The organism is Rhodovulum sp. MB263 (genome assembly GCF_002073975.1).
Lineage (GTDB): Bacteria > Pseudomonadota > Alphaproteobacteria > Rhodobacterales > Rhodobacteraceae > Rhodovulum.
The window spans coordinates 356,436-376,101 of sequence record NZ_CP020384.1; the positions used below are offsets into that span (position 1 = coordinate 356,436).

Genomic DNA, 19,666 nt, shown 5'->3' on the forward strand with positions numbered 1-19,666 from the left:
CTCTCAGGGCATGATCAGGTAGGGCCGCTCGGGCTGGAGCCGTTCGATCTGGTAGACCCCCTCGCCGATGTCGGGCGGAAGCGTCCGGGTGTTGCCGTCATGGCCGATCCGGGTCCAGCCGGTCCGGGCACCGGCGCCGTCATACTCGGCGCGGTCGGTCCAGGGCGCCGACCAGAATAGCATCGGGTCATAATAGGCGTCGCGCCCGATGGCGTCGTAATCGACCGACACCAGCCGCATGCCGCCCGCCCCCGAGGTCGCATAGACCCGCTTCTGGTGATCGGGGAAGAACACCGTCACGAAGGCGGGCGCGCTGTCATGGACCCCGTTCGAGGCGAAGACGCCGATCTCGACCCGCGACAGGCTGCGGTTGCGATAGCCGCTCCGGTCCCGGACCAGCACGGTCCTGGGATCGTGCCAGGCCAGCCTGATGCGGGCCCGGCTGCCCTCCGGGTCCAGAGGCTCGATCCGGACCCGGGCCGGATCGCCCTGCAGGAGCGCCCAGGTAAAGCTCAGTGGCCGGCCGTTCGGGTCTCGGGTCGCGGCGGCACTGACCGTGATTTCGCGCGACCAGTCGAAATTGCGCCAGATCCTCGCAATCGCGCCCTCGGTGTCGAACAGCCGCTCGGACAGCCGCGCCAGCCCCTCGGCCTCGCCGAAGCCGTCCTCCTCGACCCGCAGCCGCACCATCGGCGGAATGGCGTCGGGCCGCATTGCCGCCGCCTCGCCCATCATCCGCCCGGGGCGCAGCGCATCGCCCTCGAACACGACCGGATGCGCGGCGGCGGTGAAATAGGCCGCGCGGCTGCGTACCGGGGCATAACCGCGGCGCAGGATCATCTGCAGCGTCGGCGCGATCAGGCGATTGTCGCGCAGGGCCGCGAAGGTCTCGGGCGGGAATGCCGCCAGCGTCATCGCCAGCGCGGCGAGAAACGGCTGGTCCGAGCCCGACGAGCCCTGGCTGATCAGCATATAGGGCCAGTTTGCGGGAAAGCGGTCGGTCTCGTCATGGTCGCGATGCTCGGGATAGACGTAAAGGTGGTTGTTCTCGTAAAGCTGTGCGCTTCGTTCGGGGCCGCCCGGCGTGGTCATCGCCAGCCGGGGCAGGCTGCGCTTGGCCGCGCCCGTGGTCACCGAGGTCGAGGAATTGCCGAACACCACCGCAGGCAGCAGGATCTTGCCCGCGAGCCCGTAATCGGCCCGCGCCTTGCGCAGCGTCTTGTCATAGACCAGCCGGTCGAGCCGGGGGAAAAGCTCCTGAGGCAGGCTGGAATGGCCGCGGTCGCGATTGTCGTAGATCACGCCCTCGAAACCGTTCACCGCCTGCTGCCCGGCCAGATGGCGCAGAACCTGCCCGCCCGAGCGCAGCCCCTGGTCGCCGACAAGCGGCAGCGTCTCGTCCTGGGGCGGCAGCTTGAGGTTCAGCGCCAGATAGCTGTCATATGCGGCAGGCAGCAGCGACGAACTGCGCAGCAGCACATCCTCGGCGCCCCCCCGCAGCGGGACGAGACAGAGCAGAAGACAGAGAAGACCTGGCCGGATATGCATGGGCCGATCCTGCCCAAGCCCGGCGCGCGGGTCCAGTGCCAAGCGCATGGGGCCGGCACATCCCGATCCCGCCCCCGTCGCGACCGGGCGGTTTGCCTTGCGGGGGCCGGAGCAGAGGCATGCTGACGATCCGCGTGTTGCGCGACCCGCAGAGCCGCCCGATCCGGGGGCATCCGCGGCCGTGGCCTCGAAACCCGGTGCCCGGCGGGAGGTCGCGCCGCCAGAGCCCGGCCCAGAGCCCTGTCTCGGGGCAAAGCGCGACGGAGAGCTTCTGGGTTCTGGGAGTGAGGGCTCGGGCACGGTCGGGTTCAGACAGAGCGGGGCCGCCCTTGGGGCAGATTCGCGACACGCGCCGGAAGCTCTGCCACGACCCTGCGCCCGTTGTCAGAACTTCAGGAAATAGCCTCCGGCGCTGGCCTTGCGCTCGTCAAGTCCGCTGGCGCCGAAGATCGACATCACATTCAGAAGCTGCCAGCCGCCCCGGCGGATCCGGCGGTCGATCTCGCGGGTGGCGGCGTCGCGGCTGCCGCAGGCGCTGTCGGGCAATTCGATCACGCCGTAATGCAGCTTCAGCGGATTGTCCTGCTTTGCCTTGTAATCGGCATAGCAGGCGGCGGCGGGACCGCTCAGCGCGGCCAGGACGAGACAGGCGAGGACAGGACGCAGCATCATGGCCCGGAGCATGGTCGAGCGGGCGCCGCTATTCAATGGCAACCTTTGCAGATTGCGGTCGTTGAGCGCTCCAATTGTGTACTGCCCGCAGGGCAGCGGAGACTGAAATCTCTCGCCACTGTGGCATGCTCGGGAGGCGCGACTGCACGCCTGTGCGTCGCCACCCGTTCGGGACTGTCATCTCGCCACGAATGGCTTCAAGCGTCACCATCGCCTTGACCTCGGCCCCGTCAGTCTTTCGTTTGACAGCCGCGCCGTTCTTCCTCGTCTTTGTTGACGGCAAACGTGGCAGGATGTCCGGTTTTCGGGGCCACCTCTTATTGCCGAAGTGGCGGCGGCCGAGGGCAAACGTCTGTTGAGCGTCCATCCCGTTCTCTGACCCGGCAAGGTCCGACGGCTCGTTCCCGATCGGATACCATCTTCGGGGGCTTCATTCTCTGCCTGTTCGTGCCCGGAGCTTTATGGGGCAAGCTGGTCGGCAGGGCGCTCCGGCAGAGGACCGGGGCCTTCGAAAGCCTGTTGCGGCTGGTCGGCCCCGACGGGACGGTGCGCGACTTCTGCATGCTGTCCCGCCGGCAGAAGACCCTGGCGGTGAACATCCCCTCCCGGCGATTCAAGGGACGACGGCACCTGCTGAGCGAGGACACTGGCCTAAAGGGCGAGGGCGAAACTGAGTGGAACAGCGCGCTCGGTCGGGTCGGGATCGAACGCGTTGCCTGAGGGTCCGGGGGCAAGCCCGAAGCGCGTCGCGCAGACGACGTCCGCAAGAATGCCGGCAGCCCAGGCCGCGGCATTGCGCGCTGCCCGGCCATGTCGCGGACGGGACCGACATGGCTCGCACCTTGCGGGGGCTCGGCCGGGGGAGATGGCGTTCTCATCGATATCCGGGGGCTCGGCCGTCATGCCGTCATTTCGCATCGTCGTCAGCGTGGTCAGGCGCGCCCGTCAGGGGCCGTCGCGCCGGTCTCCGGCAAGCGGTCTCGGGCAGGGCCGGGGCCTGCGTCAGCGTTGCCACATGGCCCGGACCTCGCCCGGGCGGAGCGTCAGCCGGTCCGGGCCCGGGCAGGGGGCGGCAAGAGGCCTCCGCCCGTTCCGGCTGTCCGGATTCGGGCTTGCCCGCGCAGGCAATTGGCGCTTGATGATGCGGCCATGACTGTCATTCGTCCCGATTTCACACTGGAAACCGAAGCCTTCGCCCGCGGGGTGCGCCTTGTCGCCGGGGTGGACGAGGTCGGCCGCGGTCCGCTGGCAGGGCCGGTCATGGCCGCCGCCGTCTGTCTTGTCGCCGAGGACATCCCGGAGGGGCTGCGCGATTCGAAGGCGCTGAGCGCGCGCCGCCGCGAGGTGCTGGCCGCCGAGATTCGCGAACGCGCCATGGTCGGGCTGGGCGAGGCCAGCACCGGCGAGATCGAGGAGATGAACATCCTGCAGGCCAGCCATCTGGCGATGTGCCGGGCGCTGGCCGCGCTGCCCGCCATGCCCGATCTCGCGCTGATCGATGGCAACAGCCTGCCGAAGGCGCTGCCCTGCCAGGGCCTGCGCGTGGTCAAGGGCGATGCGGGCTGCCTGTCGATCGCCGCCGCTTCGATCGTCGCCAAGGTCGCCCGCGACGCGGTGATGGCGGAGCTTGCGCAACACTGGCCGGGCTATGGCTGGGAGCGGAATGCGGGTTATCCCACCAGGCAGCATCTGCAGGCGCTCCGAGATATTGGTGTCAGCCCACACCATAGGCGTTCGTTCAAGCCCGTGCACAACATCTTGTGGCAAGGAAAAAGCGTAAACCCCTGATTCAAAAAAGAAATTGACGGCGAATCGCCTTTGACTCACATTGGATCTCCATAAACGACGCCGAAGAACGGCGCGAACAGAGGCAGTGTGACACCGATGACCAGGACCAAGGGGGCGCCCGAGCTCCCGCTCAACACGATTTTGTCCGGCGATTGCATCGCGGAGATGAACAGCCTTCCCGAAGGCTCCGTCGACCTGATCTTTGCCGACCCGCCCTATAACCTGCAGCTCCGGGGCGATCTCCACCGCCCCGACAATTCCAAGGTCGATGCGGTCGACGACCACTGGGACCAGTTCGACAGCTTCGCCGCCTATGACCGCTTCACCCATGACTGGCTGGCGGCCGCGCGCCGGGTGCTGAAACCCACGGGCGCGATCTGGGTGATCGGCAGCTATCACAACGTGTTCCGGATGGGGGCCGAGCTGCAGAATCTGGGCTTCTGGATTCTCAATGACGTGGTCTGGCGCAAGTCGAACCCGATGCCGAATTTCCGCGGCAAGCGTCTGACCAATGCCCATGAGACGCTGATCTGGGCCTCGAAATCGGAAGGCGCGAAATACACCTTCAACTACGAGGCCCTGAAGGCGCTGAACGAGGGCGTGCAGATGCGCTCGGACTGGGTGCTGCCGATCTGCACCGGGCATGAGCGACTGAAGGATGACAAGGGCGACAAGGCGCATCCGACCCAGAAGCCCGAATCGCTTCTGCACCGGGTGCTGCTGGCCACGACCAATCCCGGCGATGTGGTGCTCGATCCGTTCTTCGGCACCGGCACCACCGGCGCCGTCGCCAAGATGCTGGGGCGCGACTTCATCGGCATCGAGCGCGAGGCGGCCTATCGCAAGGTTGCCGAGCGGCGCCTGGCCAAGGTGCGCAAGTTCGACCGTGAGGCGCTGGTCGTCTCGGCCTCGAAACGCGCCGAGCCGCGGGTGCCCTTCGGCCAGCTGGTCGAGCGCGGGCTGCTGCGCCCGGGCGAGGTGCTGATGTCGCCGCGCGGCAAGACCGCCAAGGTCCGGGCCGATGGCACGCTGGTGGGCGAGGCGGTGACCGGCTCGATCCATCAGGTCGGCGCCGCCTTCGAGGGCGCGCCCAGTTGCAATGGCTGGACCTACTGGCATTACCGCCGCGAGGGCCAGATGGTGCCGATCGACGTGCTGCGCCAGCAGGTCCGCGCCCAGATGCACGACTGACGAACAGCCGTTCCGGCGCCCGGCCCGCTCATCGGGTCGGGCATCGGGGCGGGCGCCGCCGCGACCGGCTTGCGCGATCCCGTTCTGCGCCCCCGGTCTGTGGCGTTTGACGGCGGATTGCCGCTGTTCCTTCCCCACCCTCCTGTCGAAGCCGGCCTGCCGGGCCTATCTCGTAGGTCAGGAGGTGACGCATGAAACTGTTGGTGATCGGAGCAAGCAAGGGGATCGGCCTCGAGACCGTGCGCTATGCGCTCGGCCGTGGCCATGAGGTCCGCGCCTTCGCGCGGAGCGCCGATAGAATCGCGATCGACGATGCGAAGCTGGACAAGCGGACCGGCGACGCGCGCAACGCGGCCGAGGTCGGGCCGGCGGTCGACGGGGTCGATGCGGTGATCGTCGCGCTGGGCCTGCCGAAGACCCTGCCCGCGATGATGCAGAAGACGACGCTGTTCTCGGACACGACCCGGGTGCTGCTTTCCGCGATGAAGGCGGCCGGGGTGCAGCGTCTGCTGGCGGTGACGGGATTCGGTGCGGGCGAGAGCAGGACGAAGATGAGCACCGTCGAGAAGCTGGGCTTCAATGCGCTGCTGGCGCGGGCCTATGCCGACAAGACCGCGCAGGAAGGGCTGATCCGTGCCTCCGGGCTCGACTGGACCATCGTCCGGCCCGGTATCCTGACCTCGACCGCGCCCAGCCATGCCTATGATGTGAATGTCGAGCCAGAGACCTGGCATAACGGGCTGATTTCGCGCGGCGATGTCGCGCATTTCCTCGTCCATGCCGCCGAGGATGGCAGCTATCTGCGCGACGCGCCGGTGCTGACCCGCTGATCGCGGGCCCGGAGGGGTCAGGCTGGGTCAGGCGGCGGCGAAGGCGGTCCGGGCCAGGTCGAAGGCCTTGCGCATCACCGTCGGCAGGTCCGAAGGGCGGAAGGCTTCGGGCGGAAGGAACTGACCGCGCCCGGGCGCGCAGTCGGGGCTCAGCTCGGCCACGCAAAGTGCGAGGCGCAGGTGGAAATGGGTGAAGGTATGGCGCACTTCGGCCCCCAGCGGATGCCAGTCGGCCGCGACCGGCGGGGCGGGCGCGGGCGCGGTCTCGGCCCAGTCGGTGCCGGGCCAGCCCAGCATGCCGCCCAGCAGCCCCGAGTCCGGCCGGCGTTCCAGCAGCCATGCGCCATCGCTGCGGCGGCCGAGATAGGCGATGCCGAGGCGGACGGGCTTGGGCTTTTTCGGCAGTTTCCGGGGCAGATCGGGCGCGATCCCTGCGGCGCGCGCCTTGCAGGGCGCCTGCCACGGGCAGATCCCGCAGGCCGGGCTCCGGGGCGTGCAGATGGTGGCGCCGAGATCCATCACCGCCTGGGCATGATCGCCCGGCCGCCCGGAGGGCGTCAGCCGGGCGGCATGGGCGGTCAGCTCGGGCTTGGCGGTGGGCAGCGGCGTCTCGACCGCGTAGAGTCGCGACATCACCCGTTCGACATTGCCGTCGACCACGGTTTCGGGCCGGTCGAAGGCAATCGCGGCGATGGCCGCCGCGGTATAGGGACCGATCCCGGGCAGGCCGAGAAGGGCGGCGTGAGTGTCGGGGAACCGCCCGCCATGCTCCGAGGCCACGGTGCGGGCGCATTTCAGAAGGTTCCGCGCCCGGGCGTAATAGCCAAGCCCCGCCCATTCGCCCATGACATCGGCATCCTCGGCCGCGGCCAGTGCCCCCACATCGGGCCAGCGCGTCGTGAAGCGGTGGAAATAGTCCTTCACCGCGGCGACGGTGGTCTGTTGCAGCATCACCTCGGACAGCCAGACCCGGTAGGGATCGGGCCGGGCGCCTGTGGCTCGTGCGGCCGGTCCGACCCGCCAGGGCAGGTCGCGGGCATGGCGGTCATACCAGGTCAGAAGCTCGGCACTCAACGTCTCGTCACGCAATCTTTATGCTCCTGCCCCGGTCATTTGGCTGGCTGGCCGCCCTGCTGCCGCATAAGGTAGGCGAGGGCCAGGGAAATGACAGGGATGCAGCGAAAAGCCGAGAAGGACAGCCGGCGCATGCGTGGGTTCGAAAGGGCCTCGATGCTGCTTTCGGGACGGATCCGGCGGGTCGGCGAAAAGCGCGGCTTCGCGGTCGCGCGGCTGCTGACGCACTGGCCCGAGGTGGTCGGCGACGAGATCGCGCGGATCTGCCGCCCGGTCGAGGTGCGCTATGGCCGCAAGGAGGGCTTCGGCGCCACGCTCAGCCTGCTGACGACCGGCGCCCATGCGCCGATGCTCGAGATGCAGAAGGAAGAGATCCGCGAGAAGGTGAATGCCTGCTACGGCTACGGCGCCATAGCCCGCATCCGCCTGACCCAGACCGCGCCGACCGGCTTTGCCGAAGGCCAGGCTGCCTTCGCCCCGGCGCCGCGCCCGGTCGCGCCCCCGCCCGATCCCGGCACCGTCGCCGTGGCCTCGGACCTGACGGTCGAGGTCCATGACGAGGGGCTGAGGGCCGCCCTGCAAGATCTCGGGACACGGGTTCTGTCCCGCTCGAAACGTTAAGGAGACCGCTTCGATGATCCGCAAACTGACGCTGTCGCTCGGCCTGGCCGCGCTCTCGACGCTGGGTCTGGGCCTTGCCCCGGCCTCGGCGCCGCTGCTTTCCTCTGCCGCCTGGGCCGATGAGACGCCGGATGTGGCGCCCTTCACCATGGGCGACCCGAACGCGCCGGTCGAGGTGGAGGAATTCGCCTCCTTCACCTGCGGCCACTGCGCCAATTTCCACCATGACGTCTTCAAGCGCCTCAAGGCCGATTACATCGATACCGGCAAGGTTCATTTCACCTATCGCGAGGTCTACTGGGACCCTTACGCGGTCTGGGCCGGCCTGCTGGCGCGCTGCGGCGGCGAGATGCGCTTCTTCGGCATCGTCTCGATGCTGTACGAGAAGCAGAAGGACTGGATCGACCCGAAGGATCCGCAGAAGACCTCGGAAAACCTGCGCCGGATCGGCCAGACCGCGGGGCTGAGCGAGGACGCCATGAACCAGTGTCTCAGCGATGCCGCGCTGGCCAAGGCGCTGAGCGAGAACTCGGACAAGACGGTCGATGCGGCCGGGGTCACCGGCACGCCCTCGCTGGTGATCGACGGCCAGCTCTACAAGAACATGAGCTACAAGAGCCTGAAGGAAATCCTCGACGAGAAGCTGGCCGGCTGAGCCGATGCCTGCGCCCCTGTCGGGTCTGAAGGTCGTCGAACTGGCACGGATTCTGGCCGGCCCCTGGGCGGGCCAGATCCTTGCCGATCTCGGCGCCGAGGTGGTCAAGGTCGAGGCCCCGGAGGGCGACGACACCCGCCGCTGGGGTCCGCCCTTCGTCACCCGCGAGGATGGCGCCAGCGAGGCCGCCTATTTCCACGCCTGCAACCGCGGCAAGCGCTCGGTGACGGCCGATTTCCGCACCCCCGAGGGCCAGGCCCTGGTGCGCGGGCTGGTCGCAGAGGCCGATATCGTCATCGAGAATTTCAAGGTCGGCGGTCTTGCGAAATACGGTCTCGACTATGCCGGGCTGTCGGCGGTCAATCCGCGGCTAATCTATTGCTCGATCACCGGCTTCGGGCAGGACGGGCCCTATGCCCATCGCGCGGGTTATGACTACATCATCCAGGGCATGTCGGGGCTGATGTCGGTCACCGGCGAGGCCGATGGCCAGCCGCAAAGGGTCGGCGTCGCGGTCGCCGATGTCTTCACCGGCATCTATGCCGCGACCGCGATTCTCGCCGCCGTGCATCAGCGGGCCGAGACCGGCCGTGGCCAGCAGGTCGACATGGCGCTGTTCGATGTGGCAACCGCGATCACCGCCAATCAGGCGATGAACTACCTGACCACCGGCACGCCGCCCGGCCGCCAGGGCAATACCCATCCCAATCTCGCGCCCTATCAGGTCTTCGACTGTGCCGATGGCCATGCCATCGTCGCGGTGGGAAATGACGCGCAATTCGGCAGGCTTTGCGGGCTTCTGGGCCTGCCCGAGCTGGCCGCGGATCCGCGCTTTGCCAGCAATGCCGACCGGCTGGCGCATCGCGAGGCGCTGACCGAGGCGCTGACCCGGGCGACGCGGAGGCGCAGCAAGGCCGATCTGCTGGCCGCCTGCGAGGCTCGGGGTGTGCCCGCCGGGCCCATCAACCGCATGGATGAGGTCTTTGCCGATCCGCAGATCCGCCATCGCGGTCTTGTGGTCGAGAATGACGGCCTGCCGGGGGTGCGCACCCCGATCCGCTTTTCCGAGGCCGAGCTGACGCTGGACCGGCCCGCGCCCCGGCTCGATCAGGATGGCGCAAAGATCAGGAACGAGATCGGGGCCGGGGTCAGCGACCCGACCCCAGCCCCAGCCGGTCGAGTGCCGCGTCGATAGCGGCCCAGTCGTCCAGCTCCAGCCGCACCGGCAGGGTCAGCACCTTCTGGCGGAACCCGGCGGGCAGGCGCACCGCGTCCTTCTCGGTGGTGACAAGCTGCGCACCCAGCAGTTTCGCCTCGGTCTCGAGCCGGGTCATCAGCGCGGGGCTCAGCGGCTGGTGATCGTCCAGCGCCTCGGCCCGCAGCAGATCGGCACCGAGGCCGCGCAGCGTTGCGAAGAACTTCTCGGGATGGCCGATCCCGGCAAAGGCCAGGGACCGGAGCCCCTGCCAGTCCATGCCGGTGGGCAGCGGCTGCAGCGCGCCTGCGATCCGCGGCACGGTCACGGCGCCGCCCCAGCTTTCGGTGAACTGGCGCTGGGCGGGTCCGGGGCCGATCGACAGCAGCAGATCGGCCCGGCGCATCCCCGAAGCGACCGGCTCGCGCAGCGGCCCGGCCGGGATCGTGCGGCCATTGCCGAAGCCCTTGGCGGCATCGACCACCACCAGCGACAGGTCGGGGGCCAGCGCGGGGTTCTGGAACCCGTCATCGAGTAGGATCGCCTCTGCCCCGGCCGCGACCGCGGCGCGGGCCCCCCCGGCGCGGTCGCGGGCCACCCAGACCGGGGCGAAGGCCGCGATCAGCAACGGCTCGTCGCCGACATCGGCGGCACTGTGGCGGCGCTCCTCGACCCGGTTGGGCCCGGTCAGCCGACCGCCATGGCCGCGGCTGACGACATGCACCGCGACGCCGCGTGCGATCAGGCGCATTGCCAGCGCGATCACCGTGGGGGTCTTGCCGGTCCCGCCGGCATTGATGTTGCCGATGCAGATCACCGGCACGCCCACCCGCGCCCCCTCGCCCTTCGCCAGCCGCCGCGCCGTGGCCCGGGCATAGAGCCGCCCCAGCGGGCTCAGCGCGCGGGCGATCAGGCCGGGCCGCTCGGGCGGGGCATACCAGAAGGCCGGAGCCTGCATCAGACCGTCTCCTTCATGTCGAGCGCCTCGATCATCCGGCGCACCACGCGCTCGGTCGCCATCGTGCCCTGGGTCGAGACCTCCCAGGCGGCGCGGGCCATGGCGGCGGCACGGTCGGGCGCCAGCACATCGGCCAGGACCTCGGACAACGAGGGGCCGTCCTGCACGGTGCGGGTCGCCAGCGCGTTCGACAGCCGCCGGTAATGCTCGGGATGGGCGCCGGTCGCGGGGCCATGCAGGATCGCCGAGCCGAGCGCCGCCGCCCGGTAGGGGTCGGGCCCGGCATTGGCGGCGAGGGTGCCGCCGATGAAGCAGACCGGTGCGAGCCGCAGCCAGAGCCCGAACTCGTCTTCGGTATCGGCGACATAGATCTGGGTTTCGGTCGAGGGTTCCTCGTCGTCCGAGCGCAGGGCCACGTCCCAGCCATCGGCGCGCAGCCGCGCGGCCAGGGCCCGGCCGCGCCCGAAGGGCTCGGGGCAGAGGATCAGCAGCAGGCGATGGGCATGGCGTGTGGTCCAGGCATGTGCGGCGATCACCGCCGCGTCTTCCTCGGGCCGGGTCGCGGCCGCCAGCCAGGCCGGCCGCCCGCCGATCACCTCGGCCAGGGCCTCGCGCTCGGCCTCGCTGCAGCTCAGCGCGGCGCTGCCTTCCGACAGCGGGCCGCAGGGGCTGATCTGCCAGCGCGGCAGCCCCAGCGCGCGCAGCTCGCCGGCGGTGCCGGGGGTCTGGGCGAAGATCCGGTCGAACCGGCGCAAAAGCCGCCCGGTGCCCGCGATGCCGACGCGCCAGCGGCTGCGCCAGGACCGCGGCAGGTCGCGGGAGATCAGGAACAATGCGGTGCCCCGGGTATCGGCCAGCGAGATCAGGGTCGAGGGCAGATGGTCGGGATAGAACAGCGCCAGCTCGGGCCGCCAGCGGTCGAGAAAGGCCACGCTTGCGCGATGCCCGTCAGAGGGGACGAGATCGACACTCACCCCGGACAGGCCGGTGGCATGGGCGGGCCAGCCGGGCAGCGCATCGCGGCCGGTGACAAGGACCCGCAGATCCGGCCGTTCCAGGGCCAGTTCGCGGATGAGCTCGGCGGCGGCGGCCCGCTCGTCCGGCGGCGGGTTGTGCAGCCAGAGCAGCGGCCCCCCCCCGTCCGAAGCCTTGTCCGAAGCCTTCTCCGGCGCGCCATCGCGCTCTGCCCGGTTCGCTGTCATCTGCTCGGCGTCATCGAAGCGCTGTCATCGGGGCAGGGCGGGGTCAGGCGCCCAGCTCTTCGGTCGGGCCGGCCTCGACCTCCTCGTCGCGCAGGCGATGGATATGGGCGATGAAATAACGCATATGCGCGTTGTCGACGGTGCGGTGGGCCTCGGCTTTCCAGGCGTTGTAGGCGGTTTCGTAATTGGGAAACATGCCGACGATATGGATGTCGTTGACGTCCTTGAACACGGTATGGGTCGGATCGACCAGTTCCCCGCCGAAGACGAGGTGCAGGCGTTGGGTCATGTAGGCCTCCGGATGATGCGCTTCGGTCCGCGCGCAGCCTAGACCAAGCCCGGGCGCGGCGGAAGGGCACATCGGGTGCAGGCCCGGCCCGGGTCAGGCCAGCCGGGACAGGATCTCGGCATGCAGGAGTGGCGCGCCGGCCACGACCCCGCGCGACAGCGGCACCGGGGTGTTGAACGCCAGCGGATCGCCCAGCCGGTCGCTGATGCGGGCGCCCGCTTCCTCGAGGATCAGGCTGCCCGCGGCGGTGTCCCAGTCCCAGCTGTCGCGCAGCGCCAGCATCGCGTCGTAGCGTCCCTCGGCGACCAGGCACAGCCGATAGGCCAGCGAGGCCCGCAGCCCCTGGTTCAGGCGCGGCACCGGCCCTGACCAGTGCCGGGGCTCGAGCGCGGGGCGCGCCGCCAGCATCGCGGCACCGTCCAGCTTGTCGCGTGTGCTGGCGTGGATCGCTGCGCCGTTGAGATAGGCGCCATTGCCACGGATTGCCGAATAGAGCTTGTCGCGCAGCGGCAGGTACACCACGGCGGCGAAGATCCGCCCGGCCTCGGCCACCGCCAGCGCATGGGCGAAGCTGGGGTCGCCCTGCAGAAAGGCCCGCGTGCCGTCGATCGGGTCGACGATGAAGACCCGCTCGGCGCCGAGCCGGGCCGGGTCGTCCTCGGTCTCTTCCGAAAGCCAGCCATAGCCCGGTCGCGCGGCGGTCAGCATATGCCGCAGCATCCGGTCGATGGCGATGTCGGCTTCCGAGACCGGCCCCTGATGGCCGGGCTTTTCCCAGGTTTCCGGATCGCAGCGCCAGTAGCGGCGGGCGAGCTGCCCGGCCTCGAGAGCTGCCGTGGTCAGCAGCGCGAGATCACGCGCCGGCAAGCGTCATCCCCTCGACCAGAAGGCTGGGCACCCGGCGCGACAGGTGATCCCGGGCATCGTTCGCGGGCTGCAGGCGGCGCAACATCTCGGGCAGATGGCCGGCGATGGTGCATTCATTGACCGGATAGGCGATCCGGCCGTTCTCGACCCAGAAGCCCGAGGCGCCGCGCGAATAATCGCCGGTCGTCGGGTTGATGGTGCTGCCGATCAGCGAGGTCACGAGAAGCCCGGTGCCCATCTCGGCGATCAGCGCGTCGCGGTCCAGCGCGCCGGGGCTCAGCGTGACGTTGCCCGCCGCCGGAGAGGGGGGGGCCGAGACCGGGCGCACCGCATTGCCGGTGCTGCTCAGCCCCAGCTTGCGGGCCGAGGCGAGGTCGAGCACCCAGCCGGTCAGCACGCCATTCTCGACCAGGGCGCGGCGGGTCGTGGGCAGCCCTTCGGAATCGAACGGGCGCGACCCGGCGATCCGCGGGCGGTGCGGGTCCTCGATCAGCGACAGTTCGGCGGGCAGCACCTCGCGGCCGATCAGATCGCGCGCCCAGGACGCGCCGCGCACGATGGCGGTGCCGTTGATCGCCGACAGCAGATGCCCGATCAGCGAGGCGGCGATGCGTTCGTCGAAAAGCACGGGAAAGGCGCCGCTTTTCGGTCGGCGCGCCCCCGCAAGCGCTGCGGCGCGCGCGCCTGCGATCCGGCCGATCTCGTCGGCAGGGGGCAGTTCGGCCTGGAAGGTCCGGCTCTCGGCGCACCAGTCGCGCTCCATCCCGCTGCCCTCGCCGCTGATCGCGACGCAGGAAATCGAGCGGCTGGTGCGGGCATAGCTGCCGGAAAAGCCGTTCGAGGCGGCCAGCATCATCCGCCGGAGGCCATAGCCCGCGCTGGCCGACTGAACCTGGGCGACGCCCGGCACCGCAAGGGCGGCGGCCTCGGCGCGGCGGGCGTCCTCCTCGAGCGCGGCCGGGTCGGGTTCGGGCGCGGGATCGGCCAGTTCGAGAGCCGCGGCATCGCGGTCCCGTGCCAACTCCGACGGATCGGCCAGACCCACGGTGGCATCCTCGGGTGCCTCGCGCGCCATGGCCACGGCCCGGATCGCCATTTCGGCCAGGGTTTCGGGGCGGCTGTCCGAGGCCGAGACGCAGGCCTGGCGCTGACCCATGAGGACCCGCAGTCCCAGCTCGATCCCTTCCGAGCGTTCGGCCTGTTCCAGCCGTCCGTTGCGGACGTCGATCGACAGCGATGTGCCCGAGGTGACCAGCACGTCGGCCGCCTCGGCCCCGGCCTGTCGCGCCGCGTCCAGCAGGGCTTCGGTCAGCGACGGGATCGGATCATCGGACATGCGGCCTCCGGAGCTTGCCTGTCGGTTGAGCTAATACGGACCGCCCCCCTGCGCAAGGTTGCAAGGGGGCGGTGCCATGTCTCTGCGGGACGGTGTCCCAGGGAGGGCACTTCAGGACCGGCCCCCCCGGGAAAGGCTCCCGGGGCGACCCGCCTGGCCGGTTCAGCGCAGGCGCTGGCCGTTCGCCAGGACCTGGCCCTCTTCGGTCACGGTGATGTCCGAGACCATGGTGTCGGGGCCGTCGCCGGGCCGCGCGAACATGCCCATCATCATCCGCAGCCCCATGGCCTGATCCTCGGGCACCAGCCCCATCGCGACCAGCTTGTCCATCAGCGAATTGGCCCCGGCCAGCCGCAGCGACAGGTTGCCCTCGGGGCGCGGCATGCCGTCGAAGGTCACCTTGTCGGAATTGTCGAAGGTGAATTCGCCCGAGCCGGCCAGATCGGCGCCCGCCAGCTTCAGCTGCATCTCCTTGACGTTCAGCGCCTCCAGCTCGGCCGGAATGCCGTCGCTTTGGGTCATGTCGGCATCGGTGAAGTCGGCCAGCAACTGCGCCTTGCCCTCCAGATCGACCAGCAGCGTCGCCGGGTCGCGCGGCAGCTGTTCTTTCGGGTCGAACAGGGCCCAGACCTCGTCATTGACGGTCAGATCCCTGAGACGGATCCCCAGCCCGAAATCGGACGGTTCATCGGCCTTGATCAGCGGCATCTCGAAACGCATCCCGCTTTCGGCCATCTGCGCCTCGATCCGGGGCACCGGGAGCTGCGGATCGTACAGCGAGAAGCGGGTGTCCTCGCCCGAGGTCTCGTAGCTCACGCCGGTGCCGCCGAGATTGAAGCCGATCCGGCCCGAATTGACGGAAAGCTCGGCATGGGTCTTGTTGCCATCCTCGACGAGGTCGAAGGCGTAGGCCATCGCGCCATGCTTGAGTTCGCCCTGCGAATTGAACCCGGCGCGCAGCATCCTGGCGAACTCGTTCGGGTCGATGCCGGTCGGCATCCGGCTGTCCGAATTCGAGGTCACGTCATGCACGGTGCCGACCAGTTTCACCTGCGTGTCTTCGGCCCGCCCGTCCATCGCGAGATCGAACCGCACCCGGTCGATCGCCAGGTCGCTTTCGAAAAGCCGGGTCTCGGCCTGGGTCTGGGTGTAGCGGCCGGACATCCCGTCAAGCGTCATGCTGGCCTCGATATCGGCCGGCTGTTCCCCCGACACGCGGTCGAGGGTCAGCGTGACTTCGGGGCTCTCGAATTCCTGGACCAGCGCCTTCGGGGTGCCGCTGGCGATCATCTCGAAGTCGCGTTGGGTCACGGTGAAGTCGAGCTCGGTGACCTTGTCCTCCGGCCTGCCGGGCTCGGCCGAGCGGATCTCGACCGTCATCGGATAGCTCTTGGGGAATTCGATGGCGACGCTGCCGTCGCCCCGCTCGACGAAGACGACGCGGTCGAACCCGATCCGGACCGAGCCGCCGTCATTATCCGCGGCGCTCAACTGAAGGTTTTCGACGATCAGCCGGTCGCCGCTGCGGTTTTCGGTGCCGGACATGCTCTGGCCCGATCCTTCCGCGAGGGCCTGCCACGAGGACCAGACCTCGTCGGCTGTCACATCTGCCGCTGCAGGCAGGGCAATGCCGAACGATGTGGCGATGGCCAGGGCGGAGGCCGATTTCAGAAGCGTCATGGCGAACCTTTCGTCTGCGTAACTGGGGCATACATCGGTGCTGGGTCGGGGCAAGTCAACGGCACGTTCCACTGGCCTGTATCGGCCTGTCGGGCTAGATCTTGAGGCCGCAGACCCGTTCGACGGAGGGGACGATGACCGGAATGACAGGCAAGAGCGTGCTTATAACAGGCGCCAGCCGCGGTATTGGTGCGGCCGCGGCATGGGCCTTCGCCGAGGCCGGGGCGCATGTGGCGCTGGCCGCGCGGAGCGAAGAAGCGATCGCCACCATTGCGCGGGAAATTGCCGATACCGGTCGCCGCGCCATCGCGATCGGCTGCGACGTGGCCGAATTCGCCCAGGTTGCCGATGCGGTGCGCGCCACCGTGCAGGCCTTCGGGCGCATCGACGTGCTGGTCAACAATGCCGCCGTGATCGAGCCCATCGGGCGGCTCGACGCGGTCGATCCCGAGGATTGGTCGACGGCCATCGACATCAACGTCAAGGGCGTCTTCCATGGCATCCGCGCGGCACTGCCGGTGATGGCGGCGATGGGCGGCGGCACCATCCTCAACATCGGCTCGGGCGCGGCGACCAGCCCGCAGGAGGGCTGGAGCGCCTATTGCACCTCGAAGGCGGCGGTGGCGATGCTGACGAAATGCGCCGATCACGAGGGGCGCGCCCAGGGCGTGCGGGCGCTGGCGCTGTCGCCCGGCACGGTGGCGACCGACATGCAGAAGACCATCCGCGACAGCGGCGTGAACCCGGTCAGCCGGCTCGACTGGTCCGAGCATGTCCCGCCGGCCTGGCCGGCGCAGGCCCTGCTCTGGATGTGCAGCGCCGATGCCGACGAGTTTCTGGGCCAGCAGGTATCGCTGCGCGAACGCGCGATCCGGCGCCGGGCGGGATTGCCGACATGATCGGGCTCCGGCGCGAGGGCGGGCTCTGGACCGTGACCCTGACCCGGCCCGAGAAGGCCAATTCTCTGACCCGCGACATGCTGGTCCGGCTTGAGGAAATCGCGCTCGAGGCCCAGGCCGAGGGCGTTGCCGCGCTGGTTCTGACCGGCGAGGGCAGGGTGTTCTCGGCCGGGGCCGACCTCGACGAGGCGCGGGCCGGGCTCGCGACCGACGCTGTGTGGGAACGGCTTTCGGCGGCCATTGCCGGGCTCGACGCGCTGACGGTGGCTGTGCTGAACGGCACGCTGGCGGGCGGCGCCTTCGGCATGGCGCTGGCCTGCGATTTCCGGATCGCGGTGCCCGAGGCGAAATTCTTCTATCCGGTGATGAAGCTCGGCTTCCTGCCGCAGCCCTCGGATCCGGGGCGGCTTGCGGCGCTGGTGGGGCCGTCGCGGGCGAAGCTGATCCTGATGGGGGGCGCGAAGCTCGACGCTGCCGAGGCGCTGGCCTTCGGGCTGATCGACCGGGTGGTCCCGCGCGAGGATCTGGCGACGATGACCGCCGAACTGACGGCCGATGCGCTGGCGGCCGCGCCCGTGCACCGCGTGGCGATCAAGTCGCTCTGCCTCGGTCGCCGGGTGGCGTTCTAGCGGCGGCGGCGCGGCCCGGGCGTGCGCGCATGGAAACCGGGCGGGCGCTTCGCCACCCAGGCCAGGAATTTCGCGAGTCCCGGATGGGCCTGCAGTGCCTCGATGCTGGCATGATCGCGGGCCAGTTCGGTCTCGGTCAGCCGGGCATGGATCGCGTCATGGCAGATCTGGTGCAGCCGCACCGTCGCTCCGCCCTTGCCGCCGCGCAGTTTCGGCGTCAGGTGATGCAGGCTTTGCCGCGCCCCGGGCGGGATAGGGCGGCCGCAGAGCGGACAGATCGGAGGCTCGGTCATGGGCGGTGAGAATGGGGCGGGGGACGCCCGCAATCAAGGGACCGCGCCCGAGCGGTTGCCGGCGCTGGTCGTGGGCGCGGGACCGGCCGGGCTGATGGCGGCCGAGGCGCTGGGTGCGGCGGGCGTGCCGGTCGCGATCGCAGAGGCGATGGCAGCCCCCGCACGCAAGTTCCTGATGGCGGGCAAGTCGGGGCTGAACCTGACCCGGGACGAGCCGTTCGAGAGCTTTCTTGCCGCCTATGCCGAGGCTGCGCCGCGCCTGCGCCCGATGCTGGCGGATTTCGGCCCGGATGAGGTCTGTCGCTGGGCCGGGGGGCTTGGCCAGCCGGTCTTCACCGGCAGCACCGGCCGGGTCTTTCCGAGGGCGATGAAGGCCTCGCCGCTGCTCCGGGTCTGGCTGGAGCGGCTTGCGGGGCAGGGGGCGCATCTCAGGCGCCGCTGGCGTTGGGCCGGATGGGAGGGCGGCGCCTCGGTCTTTCAGACCCCCGAAGGCCCGCGCCGGGTCGAGGCTGGTGTCACCATCCTGGCCTTCGGCGGCGCAAGCTGGTCGCGGCTGGGCTCGGACGGGGCCTGGGCCGGGCCGCTGGCCGATGCCGGGCTGCCGCTGGCGCCGTTCCGGCCCGCCAATGTCGGGCTTCGCGTCGACTGGTCGGCGCCGATGGCGCGCCATCACGGTGCGCCGGTCAAGGGCGTGGCGCTGCGGGCGGGCGCCGGGCCCTGGCATCGCGGCGAATTCGTGATCTCGGCGCGGGGGCTCGAGGGCGGCGGCATCTATGCGCTGTCGCGGCCGCTGCGCGAGGGGGCGCCGCTTCTCGCCGACCTGCTGCCCGACCGCGACGCGGCCTGGATCGCCGGACGGCTGGCCCGGCCGCGCGGCAAGGCGAGCCTCTCGAACCATCTGCGCAAGGCGCTGGGGCTCGATCCGGCGCGGCTGGCGCTCTTGATGGAATTCGGCCGCCCGTTGCCCGAGGGCCCTGCGCTGGCGGCGCTGATCAAGGCGCTGCCCATCGCCCATGCCGGGCCGCGTCCGCTGGACGAGGCGATCTCGACCGCGGGCGGGCTGGGCTGGGAGGCGCTCGATGCAGGGCTGATGCTGACCGCGCGGCCCGGCACCTATGCCGCAGGCGAGATGCTCGACTGGGAGGCCCCCACCGGGGGCTATCTGCTGACCGCCTGCCTTGCGACCGGGCTTTGGGCGGGTCGTCAGGCGGCGGCGCGGCTGGGCCACTGAGCCCCGATGCCGCCCGGGCCCGGCCGCTGGGCCTTCGGGGTCAGGCGGGTCTTGGGTTGCCCGGCGTTCAGGCTGCCTGCGCGCGCCGGTAGGCGGGGCGGGCACGCATCCGGGCCAGATACTCGGCCAGCCGCGGCTGCGAGATCGGGAAATGCGCGGTTTCCGCCCAGTCACCGCAATGGGTTAGGATGATGTCGGGCACCGTCATCTCGGCGCCCATCAGGAAGGGACCGGTTCCCATCCGCCCGACCAGCACCTCCTGGCTGCGGATGAACTCCCATTTCAGGCTGTCCTTGATCGCCGACTGGCGCAGCTCTTCGGGCAGCACGAAACTGTGCCGCGCGGCCATCCACAGGGCCGAATCGAATTCGTCCAGCAGGAACTGGGTCATGCTGTCCTGCAGCGCCCGCTCGATCGAGCCTGCGGGATGGGTGAGGCGGTCGTGGCGGTCGGCCAGAAAGCTCAGGATCGCGGTCGAATCGGGAAGGGGCACACCCTCGGCGATCAGAACCGGCACCTTGCCGCCGGGAGTGAACGCCACCACATCCTCCGTGTGCGGCAGGGCCGGGACGTGATCATAGGCAAGCCCAAGCTCTTCCAGCATCCACAGAACCCGCCATGCACGGCTGTTGCCGCTGCCGATGACCCGGTACATCGCCATATCCCCCCAGATACGTGCCTCAGGGGTTCCAGCAAATTGCGGCAGGG

The 19,666-nt window shown here is 69.7% G+C and carries 20 protein-coding genes and 1 pseudogene; 10 read left to right on the forward strand and 11 right to left on the reverse strand.

The genetic code is table 11. The features are described 5' to 3' along the window. Positions 1 to 3 precede the first annotated feature (3 nt). Together B5V46_RS01835 and B5V46_RS01840 are read right to left on the reverse strand one after the other, a co-directional pair. Positions 4 to 1,548 carry a hypothetical protein gene (locus B5V46_RS01835; protein WP_080615008.1) on the reverse strand — a complete coding sequence of 515 codons (1,545 nt, stop codon included), beginning with the start codon at positions 1,546 to 1,548 and terminating at the stop codon, positions 4 to 6. Between the two features lie 384 nt (positions 1,549 to 1,932). Continuing rightward, positions 1,933 to 2,220 (reverse strand): hypothetical protein, encoded by a 288-nt coding sequence (locus tag B5V46_RS01840; protein ID WP_080617908.1) that lies wholly within the window; start codon positions 2,218 to 2,220, stop codon positions 1,933 to 1,935. 471 nt (positions 2,221 to 2,691) lie between these two features. Between B5V46_RS01840 and B5V46_RS20110 the strand changes: the two are divergent. The 4 genes and pseudogenes from B5V46_RS20110 to B5V46_RS01860 all read left to right on the forward strand — a co-directional run. After that, positions 2,692 to 2,904 (forward strand): annotated as a pseudogene (locus tag B5V46_RS20110) (transposase); the annotation flags it as partial. A gap of 465 nt (positions 2,905 to 3,369) precedes the next feature. Next, complete coding sequence (locus B5V46_RS01850) at positions 3,370 to 4,008, forward strand: ribonuclease HII (RefSeq protein ID WP_080617909.1); 639 nt, start codon at positions 3,370 to 3,372, stop codon at positions 4,006 to 4,008. Positions 4,009 to 4,104: 96 nt separating this feature from the next. Then, positions 4,105 to 5,199: a site-specific DNA-methyltransferase gene (locus tag B5V46_RS01855; protein ID WP_080615010.1), complete on the forward strand. Its 1,095-nt coding sequence runs from the start codon at positions 4,105 to 4,107 to the stop codon at positions 5,197 to 5,199. 191 nt (positions 5,200 to 5,390) lie between these two features. Beyond that, the gene (locus B5V46_RS01860) at positions 5,391 to 6,029 is read left to right on the forward strand and encodes an NAD(P)-dependent oxidoreductase (protein WP_080615011.1); all 639 of its coding nucleotides are present in this window, start codon (positions 5,391 to 5,393) and stop codon (positions 6,027 to 6,029) included. A 27-nt stretch (positions 6,030 to 6,056) separates the two neighbouring features. On the opposite strand, the gene mutY is transcribed toward B5V46_RS01860, so the two are convergent. Beyond that, complete coding sequence (gene mutY / locus B5V46_RS01865) at positions 6,057 to 7,118, reverse strand: A/G-specific adenine glycosylase (RefSeq protein ID WP_080615012.1); 1,062 nt, start codon at positions 7,116 to 7,118, stop codon at positions 6,057 to 6,059. 117 nt (positions 7,119 to 7,235) lie between these two features. On the opposite strand from mutY, the gene B5V46_RS01870 reads away from it, so the two are divergent. The 3 genes from B5V46_RS01870 to B5V46_RS01880 are packed head-to-tail and all read left to right on the forward strand — an operon-like array spanning position 7,236 to position 9,574. Further along, complete coding sequence (locus B5V46_RS01870; protein WP_080617910.1) at positions 7,236 to 7,724, forward strand: DUF721 domain-containing protein; 489 nt, start codon at positions 7,236 to 7,238, stop codon at positions 7,722 to 7,724. Between the two features lie 13 nt (positions 7,725 to 7,737). Next, the gene (locus B5V46_RS01875; RefSeq protein ID WP_080615013.1) at positions 7,738 to 8,379 is read left to right on the forward strand and encodes a DsbA family protein; all 642 of its coding nucleotides are present in this window, start codon (positions 7,738 to 7,740) and stop codon (positions 8,377 to 8,379) included. A 4-nt stretch (positions 8,380 to 8,383) separates the two neighbouring features. Continuing rightward, positions 8,384 to 9,574 (forward strand): CaiB/BaiF CoA-transferase family protein, encoded by a 1,191-nt coding sequence (locus B5V46_RS01880; protein ID WP_080615014.1) that lies wholly within the window; start codon positions 8,384 to 8,386, stop codon positions 9,572 to 9,574. Here B5V46_RS01880 and lpxK read toward each other — a convergent pair. From lpxK to B5V46_RS01910, 6 genes are all read right to left on the reverse strand, one after another. Continuing rightward, positions 9,528 to 10,532: a tetraacyldisaccharide 4'-kinase gene (gene lpxK / locus B5V46_RS01885; protein ID WP_080615015.1), complete on the reverse strand. Its 1,005-nt coding sequence runs from the start codon at positions 10,530 to 10,532 to the stop codon at positions 9,528 to 9,530. The two genes, B5V46_RS01880 and lpxK, sit on opposite strands and share 47 nt — an antisense overlap. Then, entirely contained in the window at positions 10,532 to 11,734 is a 1,203-nt protein-coding gene (locus tag B5V46_RS01890; RefSeq protein ID WP_080615016.1) for a 3-deoxy-D-manno-octulosonic acid transferase, read from the reverse strand. Before B5V46_RS01890 ends, lpxK begins: the two co-directional genes overlap by 1 nt. A gap of 43 nt (positions 11,735 to 11,777) precedes the next feature. After that, the gene (locus B5V46_RS01895; RefSeq protein WP_080615017.1) at positions 11,778 to 12,023 is read right to left on the reverse strand and encodes a DUF4170 domain-containing protein; all 246 of its coding nucleotides are present in this window, start codon (positions 12,021 to 12,023) and stop codon (positions 11,778 to 11,780) included. A 93-nt stretch (positions 12,024 to 12,116) separates the two neighbouring features. Next, the gene (locus B5V46_RS01900; RefSeq protein WP_080615018.1) at positions 12,117 to 12,890 is read right to left on the reverse strand and encodes a 3'(2'),5'-bisphosphate nucleotidase CysQ; all 774 of its coding nucleotides are present in this window, start codon (positions 12,888 to 12,890) and stop codon (positions 12,117 to 12,119) included. Further along, positions 12,877 to 14,226, reverse strand: coding sequence for a TldD/PmbA family protein (locus B5V46_RS01905; RefSeq protein WP_080615019.1), 1,350 nt, complete (start codon positions 14,224 to 14,226; stop codon positions 12,877 to 12,879). The genes B5V46_RS01900 and B5V46_RS01905 overlap by 14 nt, the downstream gene beginning before the upstream one ends. A gap of 162 nt (positions 14,227 to 14,388) precedes the next feature. Further along, entirely contained in the window at positions 14,389 to 15,906 is a 1,518-nt protein-coding gene (locus tag B5V46_RS01910; protein WP_080615020.1) for a DUF2125 domain-containing protein, read from the reverse strand. 134 nt (positions 15,907 to 16,040) lie between these two features. Between B5V46_RS01910 and B5V46_RS01915 the strand changes: the two genes are divergently transcribed. Both B5V46_RS01915 and B5V46_RS01920 read left to right on the forward strand, forming a co-directional pair. Further along, entirely contained in the window at positions 16,041 to 16,805 is a 765-nt protein-coding gene (locus B5V46_RS01915; protein WP_080615021.1) for an SDR family oxidoreductase, read from the forward strand. Then, positions 16,802 to 17,434: an enoyl-CoA hydratase/isomerase family protein gene (locus tag B5V46_RS01920; protein WP_080615022.1), complete on the forward strand. Its 633-nt coding sequence runs from the start codon at positions 16,802 to 16,804 to the stop codon at positions 17,432 to 17,434. The genes B5V46_RS01915 and B5V46_RS01920 overlap by 4 nt, the downstream gene beginning before the upstream one ends. On the opposite strand, the gene B5V46_RS01925 is transcribed toward B5V46_RS01920, so the two are convergent. Next, positions 17,431 to 17,727 carry an HNH endonuclease gene (locus B5V46_RS01925; RefSeq protein ID WP_080615023.1) on the reverse strand — a complete coding sequence of 99 codons (297 nt, stop codon included), beginning with the start codon at positions 17,725 to 17,727 and terminating at the stop codon, positions 17,431 to 17,433. The two genes, B5V46_RS01920 and B5V46_RS01925, sit on opposite strands and share 4 nt — an antisense overlap. Here B5V46_RS01925 and B5V46_RS01930 point away from each other — a divergent pair. Further along, complete coding sequence (locus tag B5V46_RS01930) at positions 17,726 to 18,958, forward strand: TIGR03862 family flavoprotein (RefSeq protein WP_080615024.1); 1,233 nt, start codon at positions 17,726 to 17,728, stop codon at positions 18,956 to 18,958. The two genes, B5V46_RS01925 and B5V46_RS01930, sit on opposite strands and share 2 nt — an antisense overlap. A 67-nt stretch (positions 18,959 to 19,025) precedes the next feature. Here the strand turns inward: B5V46_RS01930 and B5V46_RS01935 are convergent, their stop codons facing one another. Then, positions 19,026 to 19,613, reverse strand: a complete 588-nt coding sequence (locus B5V46_RS01935) for a glutathione S-transferase family protein (RefSeq protein WP_080617911.1) — start codon at positions 19,611 to 19,613, stop codon at positions 19,026 to 19,028. Positions 19,614 to 19,666: the final 53 nt, after the last annotated feature.

What these genes read in the sequence shown, in the direction of transcription:
- B5V46_RS01835 (WP_080615008.1), bottom strand. Translation starts at nt 1,548, where the DNA reads ATGCATATCCGGCCAGGTCTTCTCTGTCTTCTGCTCTGTCTCGTCCCG.
- B5V46_RS01840 (WP_080617908.1), bottom strand. Translation starts at nt 2,220, where the DNA reads ATGATGCTGCGTCCTGTCCTCGCCTGTCTCGTCCTGGCCGCGCTGAGC.
- B5V46_RS01850 (WP_080617909.1), top strand. Translation starts at nt 3,370, where the DNA reads ATGACTGTCATTCGTCCCGATTTCACACTGGAAACCGAAGCCTTCGCC.
- B5V46_RS01855 (WP_080615010.1), top strand. Translation starts at nt 4,105, where the DNA reads ATGACCAGGACCAAGGGGGCGCCCGAGCTCCCGCTCAACACGATTTTG.
- B5V46_RS01860 (WP_080615011.1), top strand. Translation starts at nt 5,391, where the DNA reads ATGAAACTGTTGGTGATCGGAGCAAGCAAGGGGATCGGCCTCGAGACC.
- B5V46_RS01870 (WP_080617910.1), top strand. Translation starts at nt 7,236, where the DNA reads ATGCGTGGGTTCGAAAGGGCCTCGATGCTGCTTTCGGGACGGATCCGG.
- B5V46_RS01875 (WP_080615013.1), top strand. Translation starts at nt 7,738, where the DNA reads ATGATCCGCAAACTGACGCTGTCGCTCGGCCTGGCCGCGCTCTCGACG.
- B5V46_RS01880 (WP_080615014.1), top strand. Translation starts at nt 8,384, where the DNA reads ATGCCTGCGCCCCTGTCGGGTCTGAAGGTCGTCGAACTGGCACGGATT.
- lpxK (WP_080615015.1), bottom strand. Translation starts at nt 10,532, where the DNA reads ATGCAGGCTCCGGCCTTCTGGTATGCCCCGCCCGAGCGGCCCGGCCTG.
- B5V46_RS01890 (WP_080615016.1), bottom strand. Translation starts at nt 11,734, where the DNA reads ATGACAGCGAACCGGGCAGAGCGCGATGGCGCGCCGGAGAAGGCTTCG.
- B5V46_RS01895 (WP_080615017.1), bottom strand. Translation starts at nt 12,023, where the DNA reads ATGACCCAACGCCTGCACCTCGTCTTCGGCGGGGAACTGGTCGATCCG.
- B5V46_RS01905 (WP_080615019.1), bottom strand. Translation starts at nt 14,226, where the DNA reads ATGTCCGATGATCCGATCCCGTCGCTGACCGAAGCCCTGCTGGACGCG.
- B5V46_RS01910 (WP_080615020.1), bottom strand. Translation starts at nt 15,906, where the DNA reads ATGACGCTTCTGAAATCGGCCTCCGCCCTGGCCATCGCCACATCGTTC.
- B5V46_RS01915 (WP_080615021.1), top strand. Translation starts at nt 16,041, where the DNA reads ATGACCGGAATGACAGGCAAGAGCGTGCTTATAACAGGCGCCAGCCGC.
- B5V46_RS01920 (WP_080615022.1), top strand. Translation starts at nt 16,802, where the DNA reads ATGATCGGGCTCCGGCGCGAGGGCGGGCTCTGGACCGTGACCCTGACC.
- B5V46_RS01930 (WP_080615024.1), top strand. Translation starts at nt 17,726, where the DNA reads ATGGGCGGTGAGAATGGGGCGGGGGACGCCCGCAATCAAGGGACCGCG.
- B5V46_RS01925 (WP_080615023.1), bottom strand. Translation starts at nt 17,727, where the DNA reads ATGACCGAGCCTCCGATCTGTCCGCTCTGCGGCCGCCCTATCCCGCCC.
- B5V46_RS01935 (WP_080617911.1), bottom strand. Translation starts at nt 19,613, where the DNA reads ATGTACCGGGTCATCGGCAGCGGCAACAGCCGTGCATGGCGGGTTCTG.